Source organism: Fibrobacter sp. UWH5, assembly GCF_900142505.1.
In the GTDB taxonomy this organism is placed as follows: Bacteria; Fibrobacterota; Fibrobacteria; order Fibrobacterales; family Fibrobacteraceae; genus Fibrobacter.
In genome coordinates, this window is sequence record NZ_FRBB01000001.1 from 328,423 (window position 1) to 348,665 (window position 20,243).

Below are 20,243 nucleotides of genomic sequence, written 5' to 3' on the forward strand. Positions count from 1 at the left end.
CCTTTACGTTTTATTTTCTGTATGCTTTATTCCTTGGGCTGCATCGTATCGTTGCGCAGCAGAGAACGTAAAACCTTGCTGGCTCCCACAGCTTTTGTTTTCCAGGCCAAATCGTTTTTGTCGGTGGTTTGTGCAAAGTGTTCCTTTTCGCCGCGATAAACTTCTTCGTTATCCAGGCCGCCCATAATCACATGGTCCCGGAATCCCAGATAGTAGGAGTTCTGGGAGAAGAACATAGACGGTTGATTTGCGGGGCGTTCCTGGGCCAGCAAATCGTAACCCCAGTAGTGGTTGGGCTTGCGAACTTGGGCCAAGTCCATAATGGTGGGGCCTACGTCATGTTGCGAGGCTACGTCTTCGCGAACGTTCAGACCCTGTACTAAGTTTGTGTCGGCAGAGAAAATTCCCATGAAAATTCGCGTGGTGGCAACGCCCAGAGGCTGGGGAACAGCGTAGTCAATGGAGTCCACCGGTGTGTCGTGGTCACCAAGAATGATTACGACGGTGTTTTCGTAATCCTCACGAGTTGCAAGCTTTTCAAAGAAACGTCCCAATTGCTGGTCGGTGTATCGCAAGGCGTTGCGGTAACGCTCCATGGCATCGTCAGGCTTCGGGGCGAATTCATCCGGGTAGCCAAAGAAGGGGATGTGGGTGGCGATGGTATTGAATGTCAGCAGCCAACGGGAATCTGTAGGAAGGCTGTCTAGAACTTCAATGGCCTTGTCTACGCCGAGGCTGTCTGTTGTTCCTGGGATTTTCGTGTCTTCGGGGAGTCTCCAGTTGTCGCCGAAGAATTTTTCTACAAAGGGTAGCGTGTGGTCAAAAACAGGGTTCGATACGGTGACGTAGTATCGGGTGTAGTTTTCCAGCAGTTCCGGGAATCCGGTAAAATGGTTTGAAGCGTAGAAACTGGGCAAGTCGCGGTTGGGGTGGGAGGGGAATCCCAGATAGGTTGCCATAGTTCCGCGAACGGTTGGGTAGCCACCGCTAAAGGCGTTCTTGAACCAGAAACTACCGCGATTGGCGAGATCCCAGAGGCTTGGGGCGAGTGTTGTATCCCCTTCTAACATCTGGTTGATGATGCGGCCCTTGAAGGATTCGCCGAATATGAAAACGATGTTGTAGGGGTGCTGGGCCTTGTAGGCGTGGGCTGGCGTCTTTCTATAGCCGGGGAATTCTGCATCTTGACGTGACTTGCTGAAATCTGCCGGCAAAAAGGAGTCCAGGTTATTGATGAGTTCGTCTGTAATGCTGTAGTTGTCGCGGACGAATTCAAAGGTTTCCACAGCGGCAATGTGAAGGATTGGTGCTGTTAATGTATGCTTGCCTAAGGTAAAGCGGATGTCCACCTTTGTATTGATGACGGGAATCGTGTATTCGCCGCGAGCCCCAGTCAGGAACAAGATGAGCGGTATAATCGAAAGAATCAGACCTGATGTAAGGAAACTGATAGGAAGTTTTTTTGTAAAACTGTATTCGACTAGCGTTCCCTGCTTCTTGGATTTCTTTCTTTTTAATGTTTCGTATATACAGTATGCGGTACCGCCCAGCACAATCAATAATAACAGACCTACCCACAGGATGGTTCCTTTTAGGTCGCCACCCAAGGTTGTGATTGTAGTTTCGTCAACGATGTTGGACAGGTGAAAATAAGTACGTATAAAGGAATAGGAAAGTCGCTGGTGTGAAAATCTGAAAACCTCGTAGTCGGCAATGGCTATGAAGAAATAGAACACGTAAAAGATCACCATTGCCCGGGGTTTCTTCAGGAAGGTGAAAATGGATGACATTACGAGAACGGCGCCAAATGCCATGCAGATCTGCCAAATGGTGCGACCCGAAAACATTTCCGAAAGGGAGAGTCCCAGCGGGTCGGGTAGGCTATAGAAAAGCACCAGCATGTAGCTCTGGATTACAAGAGCTATGGCTGTTATAATGACAAAGGGATTCAGTTTTTTCAAGTTAAATTCCATGTTCCAGAGAGTAGTCAGAAATTGTAATCAGGGAGTCCAGCATGGCTTTCAGTTTCGAAGTCGTCTGCGCTTCGGAATCGGCCAGGTTCTTTTCTTGATGGGTATCGCCTTCTGCAAAAAGGCCCTGTACGTCACCGGTGCCCAGGGGCAGTTTTTCGATAAGTCTGCGATTTTCGTAACCGACTGCAGCGACTCCTGCGTAGGCTCCAAGAGAAAGTCCGTCGCCGTAACCGCGAAGCAAGTTGTGTCCCATGAAAATATTTGGCGTTGCAATACCTGCCAATTCAAGAATGGTGGGGGCAATATCCATTTGTGCTGTCGTTGCCGTGTCTCTTGCCGGTTCGATGCCCTTGCCGTAAATGAGGAACGGAATCCAGGTGGCGTTAGAATAGGCTCCGCCATTCATTGTAGATACTCCGTTTTCGCCTAGGGGGAATCCATGGTCTGCCATGATGATGACATAGGTGTTTTCGAACCAGGGTTGCTTTTCTACGGCACGCATAAAATGGGACAGCTGACGGTCGGCGTAGTTCATGGTGACGTTGATGCGCTCGGTTAGAGGCAGCTGCTTTTGTTCATCCGTCATACCCGCTGCAAAATTGAAGGGGTAGTGGTTGGATCGAGTCATCAATGTGGCCAGGAAGGGCTTCCCTTGTTTTGAAAGTGTGTCCAGAACGTATTCCGTGGCGTGATCAAAGAAGGTGGAGTCGTCTTCGCGGTTTCTGTCGTAATGCTGTGCTGTGTACCACTTAGACATCCATACGCCCAGATTATCCCAGGCCGGGTCGGCTGCCGAGAAATAATGGGTTGCGTATCCGGAATCCGTCAGGGTCGAGGCGAAGCTAGGCAAGGTGATGTGTGCCAGATCTGTTGCCTGTGCTAGCGTTGAATGGTGGGGAATGCCGATGTGGGTTGTCAGTACGCCACCTGTCGTGGGAAGCCCGCTGGTGTGCATTCTTTCCCAAATGCGGGAGTGCTGTGCCAGGGAATCGTAATAGGGGGTAGGGGATGTTTTTCCCTGGTTCAGGAAACCGGTATTCCAACCACGGTGAGATTCCATAAAGACCAAGATGAAGTTTGGCTTTTGGGCTCGCTGGGATTGCAACTTTTCACTTTGTAGAAGTTCGTTAGAAGGGGTGCGGTAAAGGGGATTGCCCTTTTCGTCATTTGTGAAATTCCAGAGGGAATCGCCTTCTACCTGTGTCCATAAATTTTGATAGAACCTGCTGTAGGCCTTGATGTCATTGTACGTCAAACCTTGATGATGGTCCGAAACGATTTCGTTATAAATCAAGGTTACAACGGGGCGAAGTTTTGTCATGCGGGCGTTTCCTGTCCATATGACATTGATGAACAGGGAGGACATAATAAAGAATATCACCATTCCGATGGAAATGCCCTTTACCTTTTGTTCTGCCTTACGGCCTAGTATTTTGTAGATGACAAAAATGAATGGGATGATGGCGAAGGGGAGAATGAATTGCAAAAAGGGAATGGAATAGTCGTTGGCGACATAGTCCCAGAGCATGACCAGCGAAGATGTGTCCTTGTAGGTATTTGCGATGCCGAAAGTCAGGTGGCATCCAAGGAATCGTTGAACTTCGTTATCAAATAATGTCAGGTCAAAAAGCAGGTACTGAAAAACTGCGTAGATAACTAGCAGAACGTTTGAAAAATTCTTTTGAGGCTTGATCGCCTTTAGGATTCCTGCAATAACAAGGAATATGACAAGGGCTTTGGAAATCCAGATAAAGTCCAGACAAACGGCATGGAAAATGTACCAGTCCGGCTTGCTAACAAAAGGGAATCCGTAGGGGTTACTTCTAAACAGAAGTAAAACGCGTAGAATGATGTGAGCCACCCAAAAAGCCAGAGACAGGAATACGAGATTCCTGTGACTCTGGATATGGCTCTTTATCTTATTCAGTAAAGAAATGATAATTGCCATTTTTTATGAATTAATATTCGAAATCGACAGCGCGGCGTTCTACAACAACCTTCTTCACAAAGCCTACGATAGCCTGGTGATCCGGATGACCCTGGTAGAAGTCCAGAGCTTCCTTGGTGCGGAAGGTGGTATCCAGTGCGATATCGTATTCAATGTCGCCGTTGCCCAGTTCGCTCTTGTTGAAGTTCAAACCGGATTCGATGCTGACGAGACCGGGAATCTTACCTTCAAGGGCGTGGAAGGCGGCAACAAGCTTTTCGCCGTTTTCCTTAGCGGTTGCACCTTCAGCTTCGGCCTTCAACTTCCACCAAACGATATGTCTGATCATGTTATTTCCTTTTTTTAGTTGTTCTTATTTGTTGAAATTTCTTTATACAGGTCCAGCTGACGTTTAAAGCAATCGTTCCAGCTGAATTTTTCTGCGTACTGACGGGCCTTGAGTTTCTTGTCTGTCAGGTCAGACTTGTAAAGTTTGATAATCGCCTGGGCCAGCGCGTGAGGCGTTCTTTCTTCAAGAATGATTCCCGCTCCGGATTCCTTTACGTGCTCGCAAGCGGCTCCTGTAGCGGCTCCAATCTGGGCGTTCCCGCTGGCCATACTTTCAAGAATCGAGAGACCGAAGGTTTCCCAGCCAGAAAGGGCTAGGCCTAAATCAACGCTTGCATAATGGCGGGCCATTTCGTCGATAGACTTGATAAATCCCACGTAACGGATATGGGGGTGGGTCTTGACCGCTTCTTGCACCTGCGGCAAGTAGGGCCCTGTTCCTGCGAGGATCAATTCCGGTTCCACACCAAGTTCTGCGGTCAATTCGTCATAGGCACCAAGTAAAAGTTCGATTCCCTTTTCTTCGCAAAAACGGTGTGGGAAGAATATGGTCAGACGATCGGAATTGCCGCCTTTAAAATCGGCAGCTAACGTAGCGTCATGCTTCTCGGGAGAGAACATCCGGATGTCGCAACCAAGAGGAACCCAGTAGGGGTGCGGCAGATGGTTTCGTTCCAGTCGTTCCATTACTTCCTTGCAAGAAACTTCTACTGCGTCAAAGCGTGTGAATTCGCGGCGGGCGTACCAGAAGGCAATCTTTTCTGCAACGGAACCTAAAGCCTTGCCCAGTTTATTTGCGACGGGGCGGCCCACATAGGTAACGGGGAAGTCCGCATGCCAGAAACTGAGAAGGGCTGCCTTGGGGCAAATCTTTTTTGCGGCGTGGCGAACGACGGTGGGCAGTATGTAGGGGCTGCCAACTTCGATGACCTGGGGCATGTACTTCTTGAGTACGGGCTGAATCTGGCTCTGTCTCCACATGAAACGGTATTCCCAGTTGCCTGGGAATCTATAGGCTTCCACATGTTCGATAATCAGACTGTCGCTAACCTGTTCTGTATACGTTTTCCCATCGGGCATCACAAACACCAGAAGAACATCTTTCTGCTGCTTGTAGAATTCCATCTTCTGCAGATGGTAACGACGAACGCCGCCTCCCGAGGGACTCCAAAAGTTGTTGAAGTCGACTACAGTAAACACGGTTCCTCTTCCATACGGTTAGAAAGAGGGTCTATGTGCAGGTTGCCCTGATATAGCTTGTTGTTTCCGAGACGCTTGGAATCCACACTCAGTACCATGTCTGCACCCTTCTCTTCCAGCCAGTAGGTCGCATCGGAATCGCGGAGGTATGCGCGAGGGCCAACCAGTTCGCCATCGGAATCGATCAGCTCGCCGCCAAGGAACATGGGAATGTCCAATGTCTTGTACAGGTCCAGAATGACGGAGGAACGTCTCTGGTAAATATCCGACAGGTCCATATGGGTAGAAACCTTCAGGTGATCGATGCCGTCGATGATGACTACCAGGTTCGGGTGTTCCTTTACTTCGTCCTTAAGGATGTCTGCCAACTCGATGTTGTCGAGGGTAGGCTGGTCTTCCCAGATTTCCAGACGGTTGTTGCGGACGAATCCCATCAAGTCTCGTGTGGCTTCCAGAATCTTCTGGTTAATAGCTTCGTCTTCGTTTTGCTTACGAACGGTAAGGACTGATTCGCCAATCATCATGGCCACCATGCGGTCAAAAATCTGGCGGCGGGGCGTTTCCAGGGCGATATAAATCAACTTCAAGTTGGGGTTGCTCTGGAGCAGGTCTAGACCGATGCTGGAAAGCAGGGTGGTCTTCAAACCGAAGGGCTTAGAAGAAACGTAGAAGCAACCGGACTGGATACCGTCGATTTCTCTCGTCAGCTTGGGGAAGGTATTCAGCGTGTAGCCGACGGAGACCTCCGGCGGGCAACCCATGGCCGTATCAAAGTTTTCCTTGATGTCCTGCAGGAGCATGGAACGACGGTGGGTATGGACCGTATCTTCTTCAGTCTGGTCCACAAGAGAGATGAGCTGGTCGGCACCGTTCTTGCGTACCACCTGGTCTACAGTTTCGCCTGCAGGAAGGACGATGGACTTGAACTTCAAATTCAGTTCTTCGGCCATCTTCAGATACTTTTGAATTCGGAATTCCTGTTCGCGACGGTCTTGCTCACGACGGAGGATAACCGTAACGGCATCCGCACCACAAGCCTTCAACTTATAGAGGTGGCTTAGGCTCAGTTCCTGGTACATGGTGGACACGACGCCCGGAATGCCGGCCAAGTCTGCAGTCAGCGCGTCAAAGAATCCTTCGACAATGACGGGCTTAGAAATTTCCGACTGGATGTTGAAAGGAATGTCGCTGGGACCCGAGGCGTAGGACACATACGGGTGAGTAGCCTCTGCATCATCAATCAGACGGCCATAAACAGAATGGATCAGACCCTTGGAGTTGCGGGCCGGGATCGTGATGCGGGGTTCGTGGTAGGCTTCCAGATTGTCCAGGTAGAAACTAATCTGGTGTCTTTCGATACCGGAGAGCATACAGTAGCTGATGAACGGTTCCGGGTCGCCACTATAGTAACCGATACCATAGAGCTGGGCCTGTCCGATACTCCAGCCGCGGGAAGCTAAAAATTCTGCAGAAGAGGGACTCTTGCAAGCGGCCCAGTGACAGTATCGAACGAAATTTTCCAGAACCTTGGATTTCTCGCCACCGATTTCCTTGATCCATGGGTGTTCATCAGGCTGGGTTTCGTGCTCCTGTTCCAACGTACCTAAAAAGTCTAGCGCTTCAGTTCTGGCGGCCTGCTCATCCAAACCGTTAAAGCGGCTGCGCATTACAAATTCAACAAGGTCTCCTTCGCTACCGCATTGCAGGCAACGATAACGCCAATAACCCAAGGCATCGTAAAAGAACAGGGATGTCTCTTCCGGAGAATGGAAGGGGCAACAGGCGATAAGGTTCCTGCCCCAACGAGACAGGGGAATTCCTAGCTGGCGGGGATGAGTTTTCGCCCGCATAATCATACCCATGCGTTCTTGATCGATAAGCATTGTATACCTCTTACTTTCTAGAAAGACAATCTAGATTTTTTTAACTTTCAAGACATGATTATCCTTGGGATTGACCCCGGTTCTATCACTACCGGCTATGCTTTTTTAGATTCAGACGGCAAAAACTTGAAAGTTCTGGAATATGGAGTGCTTCATGCGCCTGCAGACCACGAACTAGAAGACCGCCTTTTGCATATTGTCTCTAAACTGGAAGTTCTTCTAGACAAATATCGCCCCGATGCGTTGAGCATGGAAGGCGTATTCTTTGCGAAAAATGCCCGCAGCGCCCTTGTCCTCGGCCACATCCGTGGCGCAATTTTGGTGGCCTGCCGCAAGCGTGGACTTTCCTACAGTGAATACCCGCCCAAGGTGGTTAAACAGGCCGTTACCGGAGATGGAAGTGCCGCAAAGGAACAGGTCGCAAACATGATTTTTGCCCGCCTGGGAATCTCTGGAAGTGACCTTCCCCTGGATGCGTCCGATGCCCTGGCCATTGCCTGGACCCACGCCAATCCGAGCCCCATGTCTACGGCGATCCTGAGTGCCGGCGGCAAGAAGAAATCCCTGACCAGCCGAAAGAAAAAGGCGACTACCAAACAGTGGATGGACCTGATTGAGAAAATGGGAGGCACGATCCAATGAGTTGTAAAAATGAAAATTTAATTTGTTATGGATTACGTGAGGCCGGTTCGTCTGACTTTATAGAAATGGAAGGATACATGATGGATAAGAACGTCCTTCCCGCTTACAATAAATTAAAAGAAACTCTGGCGAAGGAAGGCTTTTTACTCCGGTTGGAATCCGCATACCGCCCCTTTGAACGTCAGCTCAGCATTTGGAACCGCAAGGCCTCTGGCGAATTAAAGCTGTTAGACGCCAACGGAATCCCCATGGAACGCCCCCAGGATGAAGAACAGCTGATGTATGCCATCTTGACCTGGTCCGCCCTGCCGGGCGCCAGCCGCCATCACCTAGGCACCGACCTGGACGTTGTCGACGGTAACGCCTGCCCGCCAGGTTATGAAGTGGAGCTGACTCCTGCAGAATGTAACGGGATGTTCGCCCCCTTCCATAAACGTCTGACGGAATTGATGGACTCCGGGGAATCCGCCGGCTTCCAGCGGGTTTTCGTTCCCGGCCGCGGCAAGATTCAGCCCGAAATGTGGCATATCGCCCATTTGCCCACATCCAGACGCTACCTTGAAAATTTCTCCCTAGACCGCCTCAAGCAAATCTACGAGAAGACAGAAATCGCCTGCAAGTCCGCTCTTTTAGATAATCTGGATAAGCTGGCGCAAGAATATATCTACCCCTATTTTGTGTAGTGCTATGAATCTGGATGAACGGACTCGCGGTTTTTTCAGGCTACCGCTGGAAACCTACGGCAAATCAGTTCTGGGGACGGATCTTCGATATGTCCCTTGCAAAGGCAAATGCGAACTGCTTGTCATTGCGGGAATTCACGGTGAAGAACCTGAAACGACTTTTTTGCTCAGTCGTGTTTTGCGCTTGATAAGTGCGCCCCTGGAACGCGCCGCCTTTGTCCTCTGTGCCAATCCCGATGGCATGACCTTGGGCACCCGAGGGAATTATAACGGCGTGGACCTGAATCGAAACTTTCCCGTATCCGTAAAGCCGGAAGGCTATGTCTATTCCCGTTCCGTGTTGGAGGCTCCCCGAGATACGCTTTTACGTTCTTGCAGTGCGGATGGATTTCCCGTAGAACCTGAAGTCCTTGGCTTGCTGGATCTGCTAGAAAAGCTGAAACCGGAAGAAATCCTTTCGATGCATGCGCCCATTGGCTGCCTCGATGCACCTGAGCGCACTTCTCTGGTTGAAGGTCTGTGCAACGTTTTTAACCTTCCCTGGATGCCCGATATTGGCTATCCCACTCCCGGCAGCCTAGGAACCTGGTGCAAAGAAAATATGGCGTCTGGCGGCCCGAAACAATGCGTTACGCTGGAGTTGCCTAGAATGTCCCTGGAGGGACTTTTTGACCGGTTTGGAACGTCCCTTGCCGAATTTTTGGAAAGCAAATATTAAAAGTTAGATTGAAAAAAAACTGCGAGTCATTGACTCGCAGTTTTCGCATTAAACCTTTTATAAGAATTACTTCTGTGCTTCTGCTTCTGCAATAATCTTCTTGCGCTGCACAAGGCCAAGAGCAAAACCGATAATCATGTAGAGGCTCATCAAGAGCAACAGGTATTCGGTAATGAACGGAATCTTTTCAGAAACGAACAAGAAACCGCTAATGTAGGTGAGTACAATCAGAACTGCCTGGAACAAGTTGAGAGCGACGCTCTTGCGGGGCTGCAGCTTGGGGAGGAACAGGGGGCTCACCATCAGAAGACCGGTAACGAGCATAACCAGGATCGGCACGAAGATGAAAGCGCCGTTGGGATCTGCAAAAACGCCCTTAGACTTCAGGTAGACTACCAGGATGGCGTTAACAGCACCTGCGAAAGTGGAGGGAAGGCCAGAGAAGTGGTGGTGGAACGTGTCGGAGTCGCAAGCGTTGTACTTGGCCAGACGCATAGCGGCGCACAATACGTAAATAGAGAAAGTCACAATCAAAAGCACAGCGTTGGTCTGGAACCATTCCGGAGCGCAGTTCTTATAGGCAAAGAACACGGTGAATGCCGGGGCGACGCCGAAAGCGATAAGGTCTGCAAGGCTGTCGAACTGAGCGCCGAACTCGGAGCTGGCGTTAACCAGACGTGCGGCAAAACCGTCCAGCTTATCCAGCAGAACACAAAGAACGATAAAATAGCCACCCATACGGATAGGGTCTGCCGTGGTAAAGGAACTGAATGCACCCGTTGCCCAACAAACAGCGAATACTCCCAGCAAAAAATTCATACTGGTGAATGCGTTAGGCAAAATGAAACGAGTCTTTCCCATTATATCCTCCACTATAAAAGTGCTGGCTGAAAAATAGCTTATTTTTTATCCATTTTACGAAAAAAAACGTTCCCGAGGGAACGTTTTCTGAAAAAAATCGTATTTGACGCCTTATTTGGCGGGCTTGATTCCCCAAAGAGCCTTGACGCCTGCTGCAATCACCAGAATCTGGGGCGGAGCGTAGGGGTTTTCTTCGCTGGGGAAGTTGGTCCAGTGCTTTGTGGAGAATTGGTAGTACTGGGTCGGGCGGTACATAACCGGCAGGGCGGGAATGGTCTCCATAAAGATTTTGTTCAATTCTCTGTATGCCTCGGTCAGTTCCTTTTCGTCGGTCATTGCAGGAATAGCGCTAATTAACTTGTCTGCATCGGCGTTCTTGTAACGACCCTGGTTGGCGAAGGCTTCTTCTCCCACAGGCTTGTAAGAAACGCTACCCATAATCTGGTCGAATCGGTTCCAGGGGGAAGCTGCGGACATTTCTGCTGTCTGGGTCTTCATGGCCAGGTCGAAGGTTCCGAGACGGAGGTCCTTGTCCCAAGTGCTGTAGTCCACAAACTTTTCTTCTGCAGACAGACCCAGTTCCTTGAGGGATTCCACGGAAACCTTGATGACGTCTTCCCAGTCGGTCCAGCCTTGGGGGCATTCGATAGTGAAGTTTCTAAGGGGCTGACCGCTCTTGTCCAGTAACTTGCCGGAGTCGTCCCAGCTGTAACCAGCTTCTGCGAGAATGGCCTTGGCTTTTTCGATATCGTAGTAGTAACCGTACTTGTCGGCGTCTTCCTTGAAGAAATACTTAGATTCGGTGCCGAAAGGCAGGATGAAACCGGGCTGAACGGCGGGGGTATAGTTGGAAACTGCCCTGGACTTGATCTTTTCAAAGTTGATGGCGTGCATCATGGCACGGCGAAGTGCAACGTCGTTAAACGGAGCGCTTTGCTGCTGGATAAGGAGGGTAGTGATGGACCCGGGCTGGTGGTACGGTTCGTTTCTGCTCCAGGCACGGATGCTATCGCGGGCCTTATCCCAAATGCGCGGCAGGAACACAGACGAGATGTCCAGGTTGCCCTTGGTCATGGCGCTGTTGAAATGATTGTTGCCGTTGTAGAGGGAATGTATGATATAGCGAGGCGTGGGCTTCTGGTTGTTATACTTGGCGTTGCCCCAATAGTTGTCATTACGTTCCAGGACAATCTGGTCGGGAGAGTAGGCCTTCAGATTGTACGGTCCGGAAACAACAGGCTGATCATCATTCTTGAACTCGGTAATCTTGGCCATATCATAATCCTTGCCGGATTTAGCCGAGTTGATCAGAGGTTCGAATACGGACTTGGGAAGAATGGAGGTTTCCGCAATGGCGTTCAAGATGATGAGCGGGTTCTTGTTCTTGCCGAAGTGGAAGGTCACATTGTTCTTATCGTCTGCGGTAATCTTGCTCAGGAAGTTCCAGTTGCCGTGTCTAGGAGTGGGCAGCAGGGAGTCGATGCGGAACGTGAAGAGCACGTCATCGACTGTAACCGGTGTACCGTCGCTCCACTTGGCCCTGGGGTCCAGGTGAACAGAAATGGAATTTTCGCTGCTCTTATAGCTGTCGGCAAGCATGGCTTCCAGTTCGCCGCTAAGCTGGTTATAGGCTAGAAGGGCCTCGTAGGAAAGTCTGCAGTTTCCGTCAATCGGGAAGTTGGGGTCGTAATCCAGCGGATTGAAGGTGGACGGGGGGGCCCAGTCAAAGCCGCCGATATAGAGCGTTTCGCTGCGGGGGTATTCTGAGGATTCTGTTTCTACGACTTCATTCTTGTCTTCATTGCAGGCCACCAAACCGACCGCGGCGATTGCCATGATCGTTTTTGCGAATGCAGAGAAAACGCTAGTTTTTAAAAGTTTGCTCATCTTCCAATGCCCATAAGAAATATTCGTTAGAAATTTAGTGAGTTTTTTATGAAAAAGTTATCAAATTTTGTTTACAAGTCCTAAAATTTGGGCTATTTAGAGGATGTTTCTAAAAAATTTACAGAGAGAAACCGTATAATATGCGTTTCGGGGAGGCGCTGAACAGGGTTTGATTCATGACAAACGGGGTTCCTGCACCTCCGGGGGTATTGAATTTTCGGATGAATTTCCCGTCATTTAACGAAATAGAAACAATTTCATTTCCCTGGTCGATCCATATTTCTCCATCTTTGACAAATGGGGTCGTGAAAATGGAGTTTTCACCCTTGTATTTCCATATGGGTGCGCCCTCCTTGGAATAAAGCATTAGAGTCTGGTCTGACAAACCTATAATCAGTTTGCTTTCATCATTATGTCTTATCGATTGTAGCGAAACGATAGGGGCTTCCACCAAAATTTGGACAGGCTGTTTTTCTCCTTGATGGGGGTTGAAAAGGATCAGTTTATTGTTGCTAGAGGCTATTGCCATTATTGAATCGGCGGTGACCATATGGGAAACAGGTCCCTGGATCCGTCTGGAGAATCCACTGATGATTTGCCCCGATGCGTCATCCAAAGCGTTGAACTCGCCTTCCAGATTGCAGGTGTATAGGTAATTGTGATCCTTAACGGCAAAGAAGGGGGTGGAATAAATCTTTCTTGACCAGGCCAGCTTATTGTCGGGTTTCATTGCCTTGAGAATAAATCCGTTCCATGTAGTAATGTATGTTGCCTGGTCGAGAATCTTGGCTTCGAAGGCTTTTCCGGGAAGCTGGATGTTTGTGGGTACAGACTCCTTACTGAACTCGAAAAAGTTGACTGTATAGCCGGAGGCAACCACTAGGTTCCTATCATCGCTTGCGATGACAGGTGTATTTTCAAGATGGCTGATTTTCTTAGACCACTTCAGCTCCCCGTTTTCGGTGTTGATGCAGAATAGTCTATCGGCTGCAGGATCTATCGTAAATAGGTCCTTCTTGTTGCCGAAAAGTTGGGGGTAGCGGGTTTTCGGTGAAATCGGAAGCAGGTTGATGTGTTTTGCTCCAATGGATTTCCCGTACTGGCTCAGAATAAGGTTTGTAGCGCGAGGATTGCTGGCCGAAAGTCGTACTGCTTCTGACCAGGCTTTTTGCTTTTCCTTATTGCTGCTCTTCTTGTTTTCGAGGTAGAGGGCTTTTAGGAACCAACCTTCTGCGTTGCCGGGTTCCAGGCTGAATAGAGTGTCTAGCACGGGGGCCAGGGAATCCCACATGCCCCTTTCGTAAAGGCCGATGGCCTTGTTTGCGAATACTTCGGAACGAAGAATTTTCTTACCGTAGTAACGGGGTTGAATGGGGTACAGTTTTCGTTCGCCAAAGTAAAGGAAGATTCCGTCTTCAGTATGGACGGGGGGGGCGTCAATCGGGGTGGTGAAGCTAAAATTCCAAAGAGGGTACAACAAAGTGTCTACGGCTGTAATTGTACCTTCTTCGCTGAATAATCCTAAGGTTCCCTTGGCGAGGGGATAAATCTTGGTTGCGTCACTACGGATTGACGCCCGAGTGAAGCCGCTTAATTGGTCAAAAAGGGAAACCTTGCCTGAAGCTTCCAGTACGACAAGGTTGCGTTCAAAGCTGAACATGGACTCCACGTTGTTAATGGAGGTTTTCCAAATGGGATTGTTTCCTTTTTTGGGTACATAACAATAAAGGTTTCCGTTTGAAACGAGGAATAGCAAGTCCCTACTGATGATAGTCTGCTTAATAACGTCAAATTGGGCTATGCTGATGTTTTCATTTCCGGTTTCGGAAGACACAAAATGAAGCGCATTGTCGGCGCAGTTGAGTATGAAATCGTTTGTCGGTTTATAGAAGCCTTCAATAGTGCAGTTTGAGTATTTTTCAGCGATGTTGGCAACAATACCTTTTTTATTGATAATGTACAGTTGCGTATTGGTTTGAATGATGGCGTGATTGTCAAGGAACAGGTAGTCTGTTGCCTTGGCTATGCCGTAGCTGACTTGAGGCACGCTTGCGTGGAATTTCTGAAAATGCAGGCTGTCTCCATCTGCGGATTGATACCAAATACCCTTGCCGGTAATAAATAGTATCTGAGAGGCGCCGGGCAGTGTTGTCGGAATAGGGATTATCTTCCCGTTGTCTATTCTGCCAACCGTTTCGTCCTGGAATAGACAGTAAGTTGGCCCCTCTCCAAAAAACCTCTTGATGCGGGTTCTTAAGTTGATTGGGGTGAGTAGGAAACTTTCAATCTGTTTGCTGGTGGCCGCATCACGTTCGGCAAGCCAATAAGATTTAGTTGTTTCGTTGGTTCTTGATAGACTTTGCTTGTAATAGAAGTTCGACGAGGAATTGTTTCCGGACAATTCCTGGATTTTTCCCAAATAGAAGTAGGCGGATTCCTGATCTTCCTGATCACCTTCTGCGGCTACATTTTCCAATATGCGGATAGCTTCCGTCACGTCCCCTTTCATTTCAAACATGTAAACGGCTTCTTGTATCAAGCTTTCCATTTTACTTGCATGAGAAAAGACACTTAAGGTCAGTATGACCATAAGCTGCAGGATGAGTGCGGAACCGGCAAATTGTTTGAATCTATTCAACATCGAACTTGTAGCCTGCTCCTCGAACAGAAATTATGATTCTGGGGTCTGTCATGTCGTCTTCGATTTTCTTACGCAGGTTTCCAATATGGTTGTCGATCGTTCTTGTAGATGGCATGTTCTCATCTGTATAACCCCAGATGTCCTTGAGTAGGTCTTCTCGTTCAACAACTTCACCACGGTGCATCCAGAAATATTTAATAATCTGGTATTCCCTGGTTGTAAGGTCCAGGGGTACGCCCTTCTTGACGGCCGAGAATTTCTTGATATCCACTTTCAAGTCTGCAAATTCAAGAACGTCCGGCACCACATTTCCGTTACCGGCCTGGGGTTCGATTCGACGTCGGAAAGCCTTGACTCTAGCCAGCAATTCCAGAATAGAAAACGGCTTGGTCACGTAGTCATCTGCGCCCATTTCCAGGCCTGCAACTTTGCTGGCTTCTTCGGTTTTTGCCGTGAGCATGATGATATAGCATTCCGGATGCTTGTTGCGGATATAGCGGCATACTTCAAAGCCGCTTTTCTTGGGAATCATCAAATCAAGCAGAACCAACTGCGGCTGGAATGAATCAGTCTTTTCGATGGCCTCTTCTCCATCACAGGCTGTTTCTACTTCGTAATTTTCCATTTCGAAGTTGTCTTGCAAACCAAATCGGATAATCTCTTCATCCTCAACAATGAGAATTTTAAAATTTTGTGCCATTCTTACTCCGCCCTTTTAAATTTTATGGTGAATGTGGATCCTTTCCCTGGTTTGCTGACGAGAGAAATTGTGGCCCGATGAGTTTCTGCCACTCTTTTTACAATGGCAAGACCTAGGCCAGAGCCTTTGGTACTGCGAGTCATTTCGTCACCAACTCTATAGAAATCATTAAATATATTTTTTTGTTCTGAACTAGCGATGCCGACACCAGTATCTGCTACAGAAAAAACGGACCATGAATCTTCTGTGTAGGTTTTTATTGTGATGTCTCCGGGAGCGTTCGTATATTTGATTGCGTTTTCGATCAAGTTTTGTGCGAGACTATATAATGCGGTGTAGTCGCCCATGACGAATACGTTAGGGTCGAATATGGTGTGGAACGTAAGTCCCTTCTCGACTCCGATGTCTTCAACGGCGTCAAAGACTTTTCTGGCGCAAATAGAAAAGTCTAACCGTTCCCATTTGAATGCTCCGGTTCCATGTTCCATGCGGGTGTAGTTGAGAATAGCCCCAATGAGGTTTTCCAGTCGGGTCGCTTCCTTACCAATAAGGTTTGAGTATTCTTGTACCTTTTCCACTTTTTGAACTCGTCCCCTGGCCATCATTTCGGCAAACATCTTGATGGAGGTCAGCGGTGTTTTCAGTTCGTGAGAAACGCTGGAGAGAAAGTTTGCCTTCATGGACAGGAGTTTTCGTTCCTGTGTAATGAACTTAAACATGAAGAAAGATCCGAATATTACCGTAATCAGGGCGAATAGCATCAAACCATACATTAGGAACATCCGATGGCGGGTTTCCTTTCGAATATCCTGCATGTCTTTCTCGTAAAGGATCAACTCAAGACCGAGTGCGTCTTCCAGGTGTACTTGGTTGATTATCGTTGTGCTGTCGAGGGCGGTTCCCAGAAGGACAAGATCGTTTTTGTCAATAACGGAGAAGGGGATGTTCTTCCAGCTTTGAGCTACGCTTTTGAGTTTGCCGAGGATTCTGTCTTTGTAGGATTCCTTGTCAATTTTGGCAATGACGACCTGGTCCCCAGAAAGGTAGGGGTATGACATCTTGAAGAGAATGATATCTTCATTGGATTTGAACGATATGCCGTCCTTACTTGCGGGGGTATTCTCTAGGATGTCCTGGAACTGGTCCTTGTGCTTGTAGAGGATGTCCATGTATCCAAGTTGCCTGTTGAAATTTTCACGTAAATTCCAGAAGGCTTCGCGCTTGTCCTGGGGAAGTTTTTCAAATGACAGAATCTGTGTAAAGGCGGATTCAAAGAAAAATCTGGATGATGCAATATTTTCTAGACTGGACCCTTCAAAGAATTCTGCCAGCACGGCAAGGCAGTAGTCCTGGGCTTCCTGATGCTTTTTCTGTTTGACAAGAATCTCGAAGTGCAACAGTCGGACCGACCATGTAAGGTCGGCGTGAAGGTAGCCCTGCTGGTGGGGATTTTGTTCCAGAAACTCCACTAGCTTTAAGGCGTCGTCATATTTTTTTTCTTTGTAGTACAGTCGGATCAAACCCAATAAATCCTGGGTCTGTTCGGAGGGGTCGAACAAATAGAGGCTGGGCCTAAGCGATTTTGAACGCTTCTTGATGTAGTTCTTTCGGCTGTTTTCTTCTGTAAGTCCGGAGAATTCTTCGCTGAACAACTTTTTCTCTTTTAAGGTGGCGACCTTGTTTGAGAAATTTGTGGACTTGAAAAAGTGCCTTGACGAAATGTCGGGATAGATCAGCGCACCTTGATTGAAAAGGAATATGGCTTCAATTCCGTCGACAGACTTGAATTCGGACGCATGCCCAAAGTCTAGAAGTCGCTGGGGCTGTTCATAGAGAAAAAGTGATGCGTTCTTTGTTTCCAGAAAGACCTTGTGTTGCTCTTTTAGAACGCTTTCTTCAACGTCATTCTGAAATGCAGTCCTGTTTTCGTTGAAATTCTTTTGCGCCAGAAAGATTTCGTTTTGAATATTACGAAAACTGAGCACCGCCAGGATGGCGGTGGGTAGAATGATGCCTCCGACAAATAAGAGGATAAATAGCAGATTATTGCGGGAAACCTGCATAAGCTTCTTTTATAGCGGAAGGTATACTGACAATCCCGGGAACTGCAACACGACCAAGCTTCCTGCCATTAGCAGGAGCAGCAAGGCAATTGCAATAAGGGAGATGGACAATAGCGGACGAATCACTTGATTACGTTTGCCCTATGGGTAACAGAAACCTTATGTCCCATTTCGACGCGGCGATTGTTGGAATAAATTTCGCGAATCAGCACCGAGGACTCGTTTTCTGCTGCGCGAGCGATGACGCCTCTACCGAGAAGGCGAGGAGGCATGCTTGCATCAGACTTGTCTTCTTCCCAGATTGCCACAGCATCGCCGGTATTGTATCCCTTTGCGAAACCACCATCAATCAGAACGTAAGAATAAGCTCCGATAATCAGCATGGGGTCCATGGAATAACGAATAATGGCAAGGGAATCCATCTGGGCTGTCTTTTCTGCCGTATAACCTGTTACGTTAATGGGTGCAAGAGGCTGCTTCAGACGTGCTTTAGACTGGTTGATTTTGATTTCGCGGAAACTTTGTACAATCTGGGCGCGAGACAAGGTGTCGCCGATAGCGGTTATTCTTGCAATGCCTGACAGTCTCAACAAGGCGAACTTGTCAAAACTTCTTCCCTTGGATGCGGGAACGTCAATAGCCTTGGCATCGACAATTTCAATGAGGTCTCCCTTCTTGAGATTGCTATTGGTCTTTTTACCGATTCCTACGACAACTTCGCTTTCGGGAAGGTGGATCAGAGGTTCTTTCTTTTCTCCAGAACGGATAGAGAAGAAGGCGCTGTCCTTCTTAAGGGAGTCCAGGGTGTAGATCTCGGGTGCCAGAATCTGGTAGTATCCATTGAACAGCTTGGGTTCGGGGCGCTGCTTGTAGTAGTAGGAATCTGCAGGTTTCTGCTTCTTTTCCTTCTTGTTCTTGCTACGAAGATCGCCTAACATGCTTTCGAAGTCTGCGTTTCTTTCGTCACCGTCATCGCAGCCTGCAGAAGTAATTCCCTTCGGCAGGTTGGAGTCGGCCACTGCAGCGTCGCAGGGATACTTTTTCATTGCAGGGTCAATGTGGAGAACCGCTTCTTCGCGGGTGCTGTCGCCGAGGTAAATGGAGTCACCCGGGTAAATCCAGTGCGGGTCCTGGATGTGGCGGTTGTTTTCCCAGAGATCGGGCCATGCAAAGGGATCCTTCAGGAATTCGTCACTCAAGTCCCACAGGGTGTCGCCTTCCTTGACGATATAGGCGGATGCAACAAGGGCTGAAAATCCCAAGCCGATTGTTAGATACTTCAAAAGACGCATATTTGAAAAACGCATATAAAACCCTGCAGGCTGAAATAGCTTTTTATTGAAATTTAACCTTTTCTCTGTTTGAACGTGGGTGCACTTTGGGCAAAATGCGGCCTTTCTGCGCTATTTTGGCGGTTTACACGTTCCTGAGGACGCTGAACATTACGAGATTTTGCCTTTTGTGCCGGGTTCTGTCCAAGAATTCCGGCTCTGTCGGGCACAAACAGGAACAGTATCTCGAATTTACCGCTTCCCGGTTCAAGGTACAGCGGGATGCTCTTGCGAAGCATATAACCTTCACGACGGAAATGCTTGATTTCCTTGGTTGCCACTTCCAGGTTAGATGTTTGCAGAAGAATTCGTTCCGGCCTGGACTGGGCTGCCATCTGTTCCACATTGGAGGCCAGGGACTCGTCTCCGGGCAGGTTGAAATAGAACGTCCAACGACCTTCGTTTTCTTCCTTGTTAAAGAACTTGGTGAAAAAATCCGCATCCACATGACCGCGATAGAATCGCATGTTTTCGTCGGGGACGTTTCGACCATTCAAACGTGAAGACTGCATGGCGTATTCGCGGCAGTCCAGCGAGGCCACCTTCTTGAATCGGTTTGCCAGGGAGGCACTGACAAAGGAACAACCCGAGTAGAATTCAAAGAAACAGTCGTCCTGGTTCGGGTGAATGGCACTCTCGATTCGCATGGGAAGGCCGATCCATGCATTCCTTGCCTTGGGAGCCCAGTCGAGCACATGCATATAGATGCCGGTTCCGCCAATAGAAATGAAGTCGCTGCCGAAGGCGCTCTTGGCTTCAACTTTCATGGGGGTGGTTCCGGTGGGATCGAACATGTAATCCGGAGTGCACTGGACGTGGTGACAACTGATAATTTCCGGGCAGGAACGTTCCAGGAAGTCTACAAATGTCTTGTAGCCGTGTGCGGAATTTCTACCTCTGAGATTGACCTGGACCAAGAGGGCGAACTGGCCGTCTCCTGTAGCCCTAAAGCAAATTTGACGGAGGGCCTTGCCGAAAATACGGAGGTGGTCCTTTTTCAGCTGTTCATTAACTCGTGTAACGACTTCAGGACGTTCCATGTCCTTGACGGGAGCTTCAATAACGAGTTTTTCACTTGCGCCCTTGATGATTTTTACAATGCGCCAGTCGCAATTTTCTGCAGGAGTTTCCGCAGTATACCAGGCTTGGATTTTTCCAGGAATTTTTTCGGTTTCTGCCCAGGCGGCGAGTTGACGCTTAAGATCTTCGAAAGTTGGAATGACTCGTTCGACGGGTTTTGCCGGTTTTACTTCTTCGTCAACCGTGGCCTTGGCAGCAACACGTTTGTTGGCAAGAGGCGCGGCAGGACGTCTTACGGTTTCGCGTCTTTCATTTGTCTTAAAGGGCTTTCTTTGCGGCTTGTACATGTCAATATCTTTTTGTTAA

15 protein-coding genes are annotated in these 20,243 nt (G+C 48.6%); 3 read left to right on the forward strand and 12 right to left on the reverse strand.

Features of this window, described 5'->3' with window-relative positions; translation table 11 throughout:
• Positions 1 to 26: 26 nt before the first annotated feature.
• From BUB38_RS01415 to BUB38_RS01435, 5 genes are read right to left on the reverse strand one after another with little or no spacing between them, the layout of a single operon-like run.
• Positions 27 to 1,973, reverse strand: a complete 1,947-nt coding sequence (locus BUB38_RS01415) for an LTA synthase family protein (RefSeq protein WP_254794843.1) — start codon at positions 1,971 to 1,973, stop codon at positions 27 to 29.
• Positions 1,963 to 3,921, reverse strand: a complete 1,959-nt coding sequence (locus tag BUB38_RS01420; protein WP_073156027.1) for an LTA synthase family protein — start codon at positions 3,919 to 3,921, stop codon at positions 1,963 to 1,965. The genes BUB38_RS01415 and BUB38_RS01420 overlap by 11 nt, the downstream gene beginning before the upstream one ends.
• Positions 3,922 to 3,931: 10 nt before the next feature.
• Positions 3,932 to 4,249 carry a Dabb family protein gene (locus BUB38_RS01425; RefSeq protein ID WP_073156029.1) on the reverse strand — a complete coding sequence of 106 codons (318 nt, stop codon included), beginning with the start codon at positions 4,247 to 4,249 and terminating at the stop codon, positions 3,932 to 3,934.
• Between the two features lie 14 nt (positions 4,250 to 4,263).
• A complete protein-coding gene (locus BUB38_RS01430; RefSeq protein WP_073156031.1) occupies positions 4,264 to 5,448 on the reverse strand; it encodes a glycosyltransferase in 1,185 nt (394 codons plus the stop codon).
• Complete coding sequence (locus tag BUB38_RS01435) at positions 5,436 to 7,331, reverse strand: CHC2 zinc finger domain-containing protein (RefSeq protein WP_073156034.1); 1,896 nt, start codon at positions 7,329 to 7,331, stop codon at positions 5,436 to 5,438. Before BUB38_RS01435 ends, BUB38_RS01430 begins: the two co-directional genes overlap by 13 nt.
• A 54-nt stretch (positions 7,332 to 7,385) precedes the next feature.
• Between BUB38_RS01435 and ruvC the strand changes: the two genes are divergently transcribed.
• From ruvC to mpaA, 3 genes are read left to right on the forward strand one after another with little or no spacing between them, the layout of a single operon-like run.
• Entirely contained in the window at positions 7,386 to 7,973 is a 588-nt protein-coding gene (ruvC, locus tag BUB38_RS01440; RefSeq protein ID WP_073156036.1) for a crossover junction endodeoxyribonuclease RuvC, read from the forward strand.
• Positions 7,970 to 8,656, forward strand: a complete 687-nt coding sequence (locus tag BUB38_RS01445) for a M15 family metallopeptidase (protein ID WP_073156039.1) — start codon at positions 7,970 to 7,972, stop codon at positions 8,654 to 8,656. Before ruvC ends, BUB38_RS01445 begins: the two co-directional genes overlap by 4 nt.
• A gap of 4 nt (positions 8,657 to 8,660) precedes the next feature.
• A complete protein-coding gene (mpaA, locus tag BUB38_RS01450; protein ID WP_073156042.1) occupies positions 8,661 to 9,374 on the forward strand; it encodes a murein tripeptide amidase MpaA in 714 nt (237 codons plus the stop codon).
• Positions 9,375 to 9,440: 66 nt separating this feature from the next.
• Here the strand turns inward: mpaA and BUB38_RS01455 are convergent, their stop codons facing one another.
• The 7 genes from BUB38_RS01455 to BUB38_RS01485 form a co-directional block, all read right to left on the reverse strand.
• The gene (locus tag BUB38_RS01455) at positions 9,441 to 10,235 is read right to left on the reverse strand and encodes a CDP-alcohol phosphatidyltransferase family protein (protein WP_073156045.1); all 795 of its coding nucleotides are present in this window, start codon (positions 10,233 to 10,235) and stop codon (positions 9,441 to 9,443) included.
• 111 nt (positions 10,236 to 10,346) lie between these two features.
• On the reverse strand, positions 10,347 to 12,122 hold the full coding sequence (locus BUB38_RS01460; protein ID WP_073156048.1) for an ABC transporter substrate-binding protein: 1,776 nt from the start codon (positions 12,120 to 12,122) through the stop codon (positions 10,347 to 10,349).
• 118 nt (positions 12,123 to 12,240) lie between these two features.
• A complete protein-coding gene (locus BUB38_RS01465) occupies positions 12,241 to 14,670 on the reverse strand; it encodes a PQQ-binding-like beta-propeller repeat protein (RefSeq protein ID WP_175547625.1) in 2,430 nt (809 codons plus the stop codon).
• Between the two features lie 82 nt (positions 14,671 to 14,752).
• On the reverse strand, positions 14,753 to 15,463 hold the full coding sequence (locus tag BUB38_RS01470) for a response regulator transcription factor (RefSeq protein ID WP_073156053.1): 711 nt from the start codon (positions 15,461 to 15,463) through the stop codon (positions 14,753 to 14,755).
• 2 nt (positions 15,464 to 15,465) lie between these two features.
• On the reverse strand, positions 15,466 to 17,526 hold the full coding sequence (locus BUB38_RS01475) for a sensor histidine kinase (protein WP_073156056.1): 2,061 nt from the start codon (positions 17,524 to 17,526) through the stop codon (positions 15,466 to 15,468).
• A 122-nt stretch (positions 17,527 to 17,648) separates the two neighbouring features.
• Complete coding sequence (locus BUB38_RS01480) at positions 17,649 to 18,833, reverse strand: LysM peptidoglycan-binding domain-containing protein (RefSeq protein ID WP_249269317.1); 1,185 nt, start codon at positions 18,831 to 18,833, stop codon at positions 17,649 to 17,651.
• Positions 18,834 to 18,871: 38 nt separating this feature from the next.
• Positions 18,872 to 20,224 (reverse strand): hypothetical protein, encoded by a 1,353-nt coding sequence (locus BUB38_RS01485; RefSeq protein WP_073156059.1) that lies wholly within the window; start codon positions 20,222 to 20,224, stop codon positions 18,872 to 18,874.
• Positions 20,225 to 20,243 lie beyond the last annotated feature (19 nt).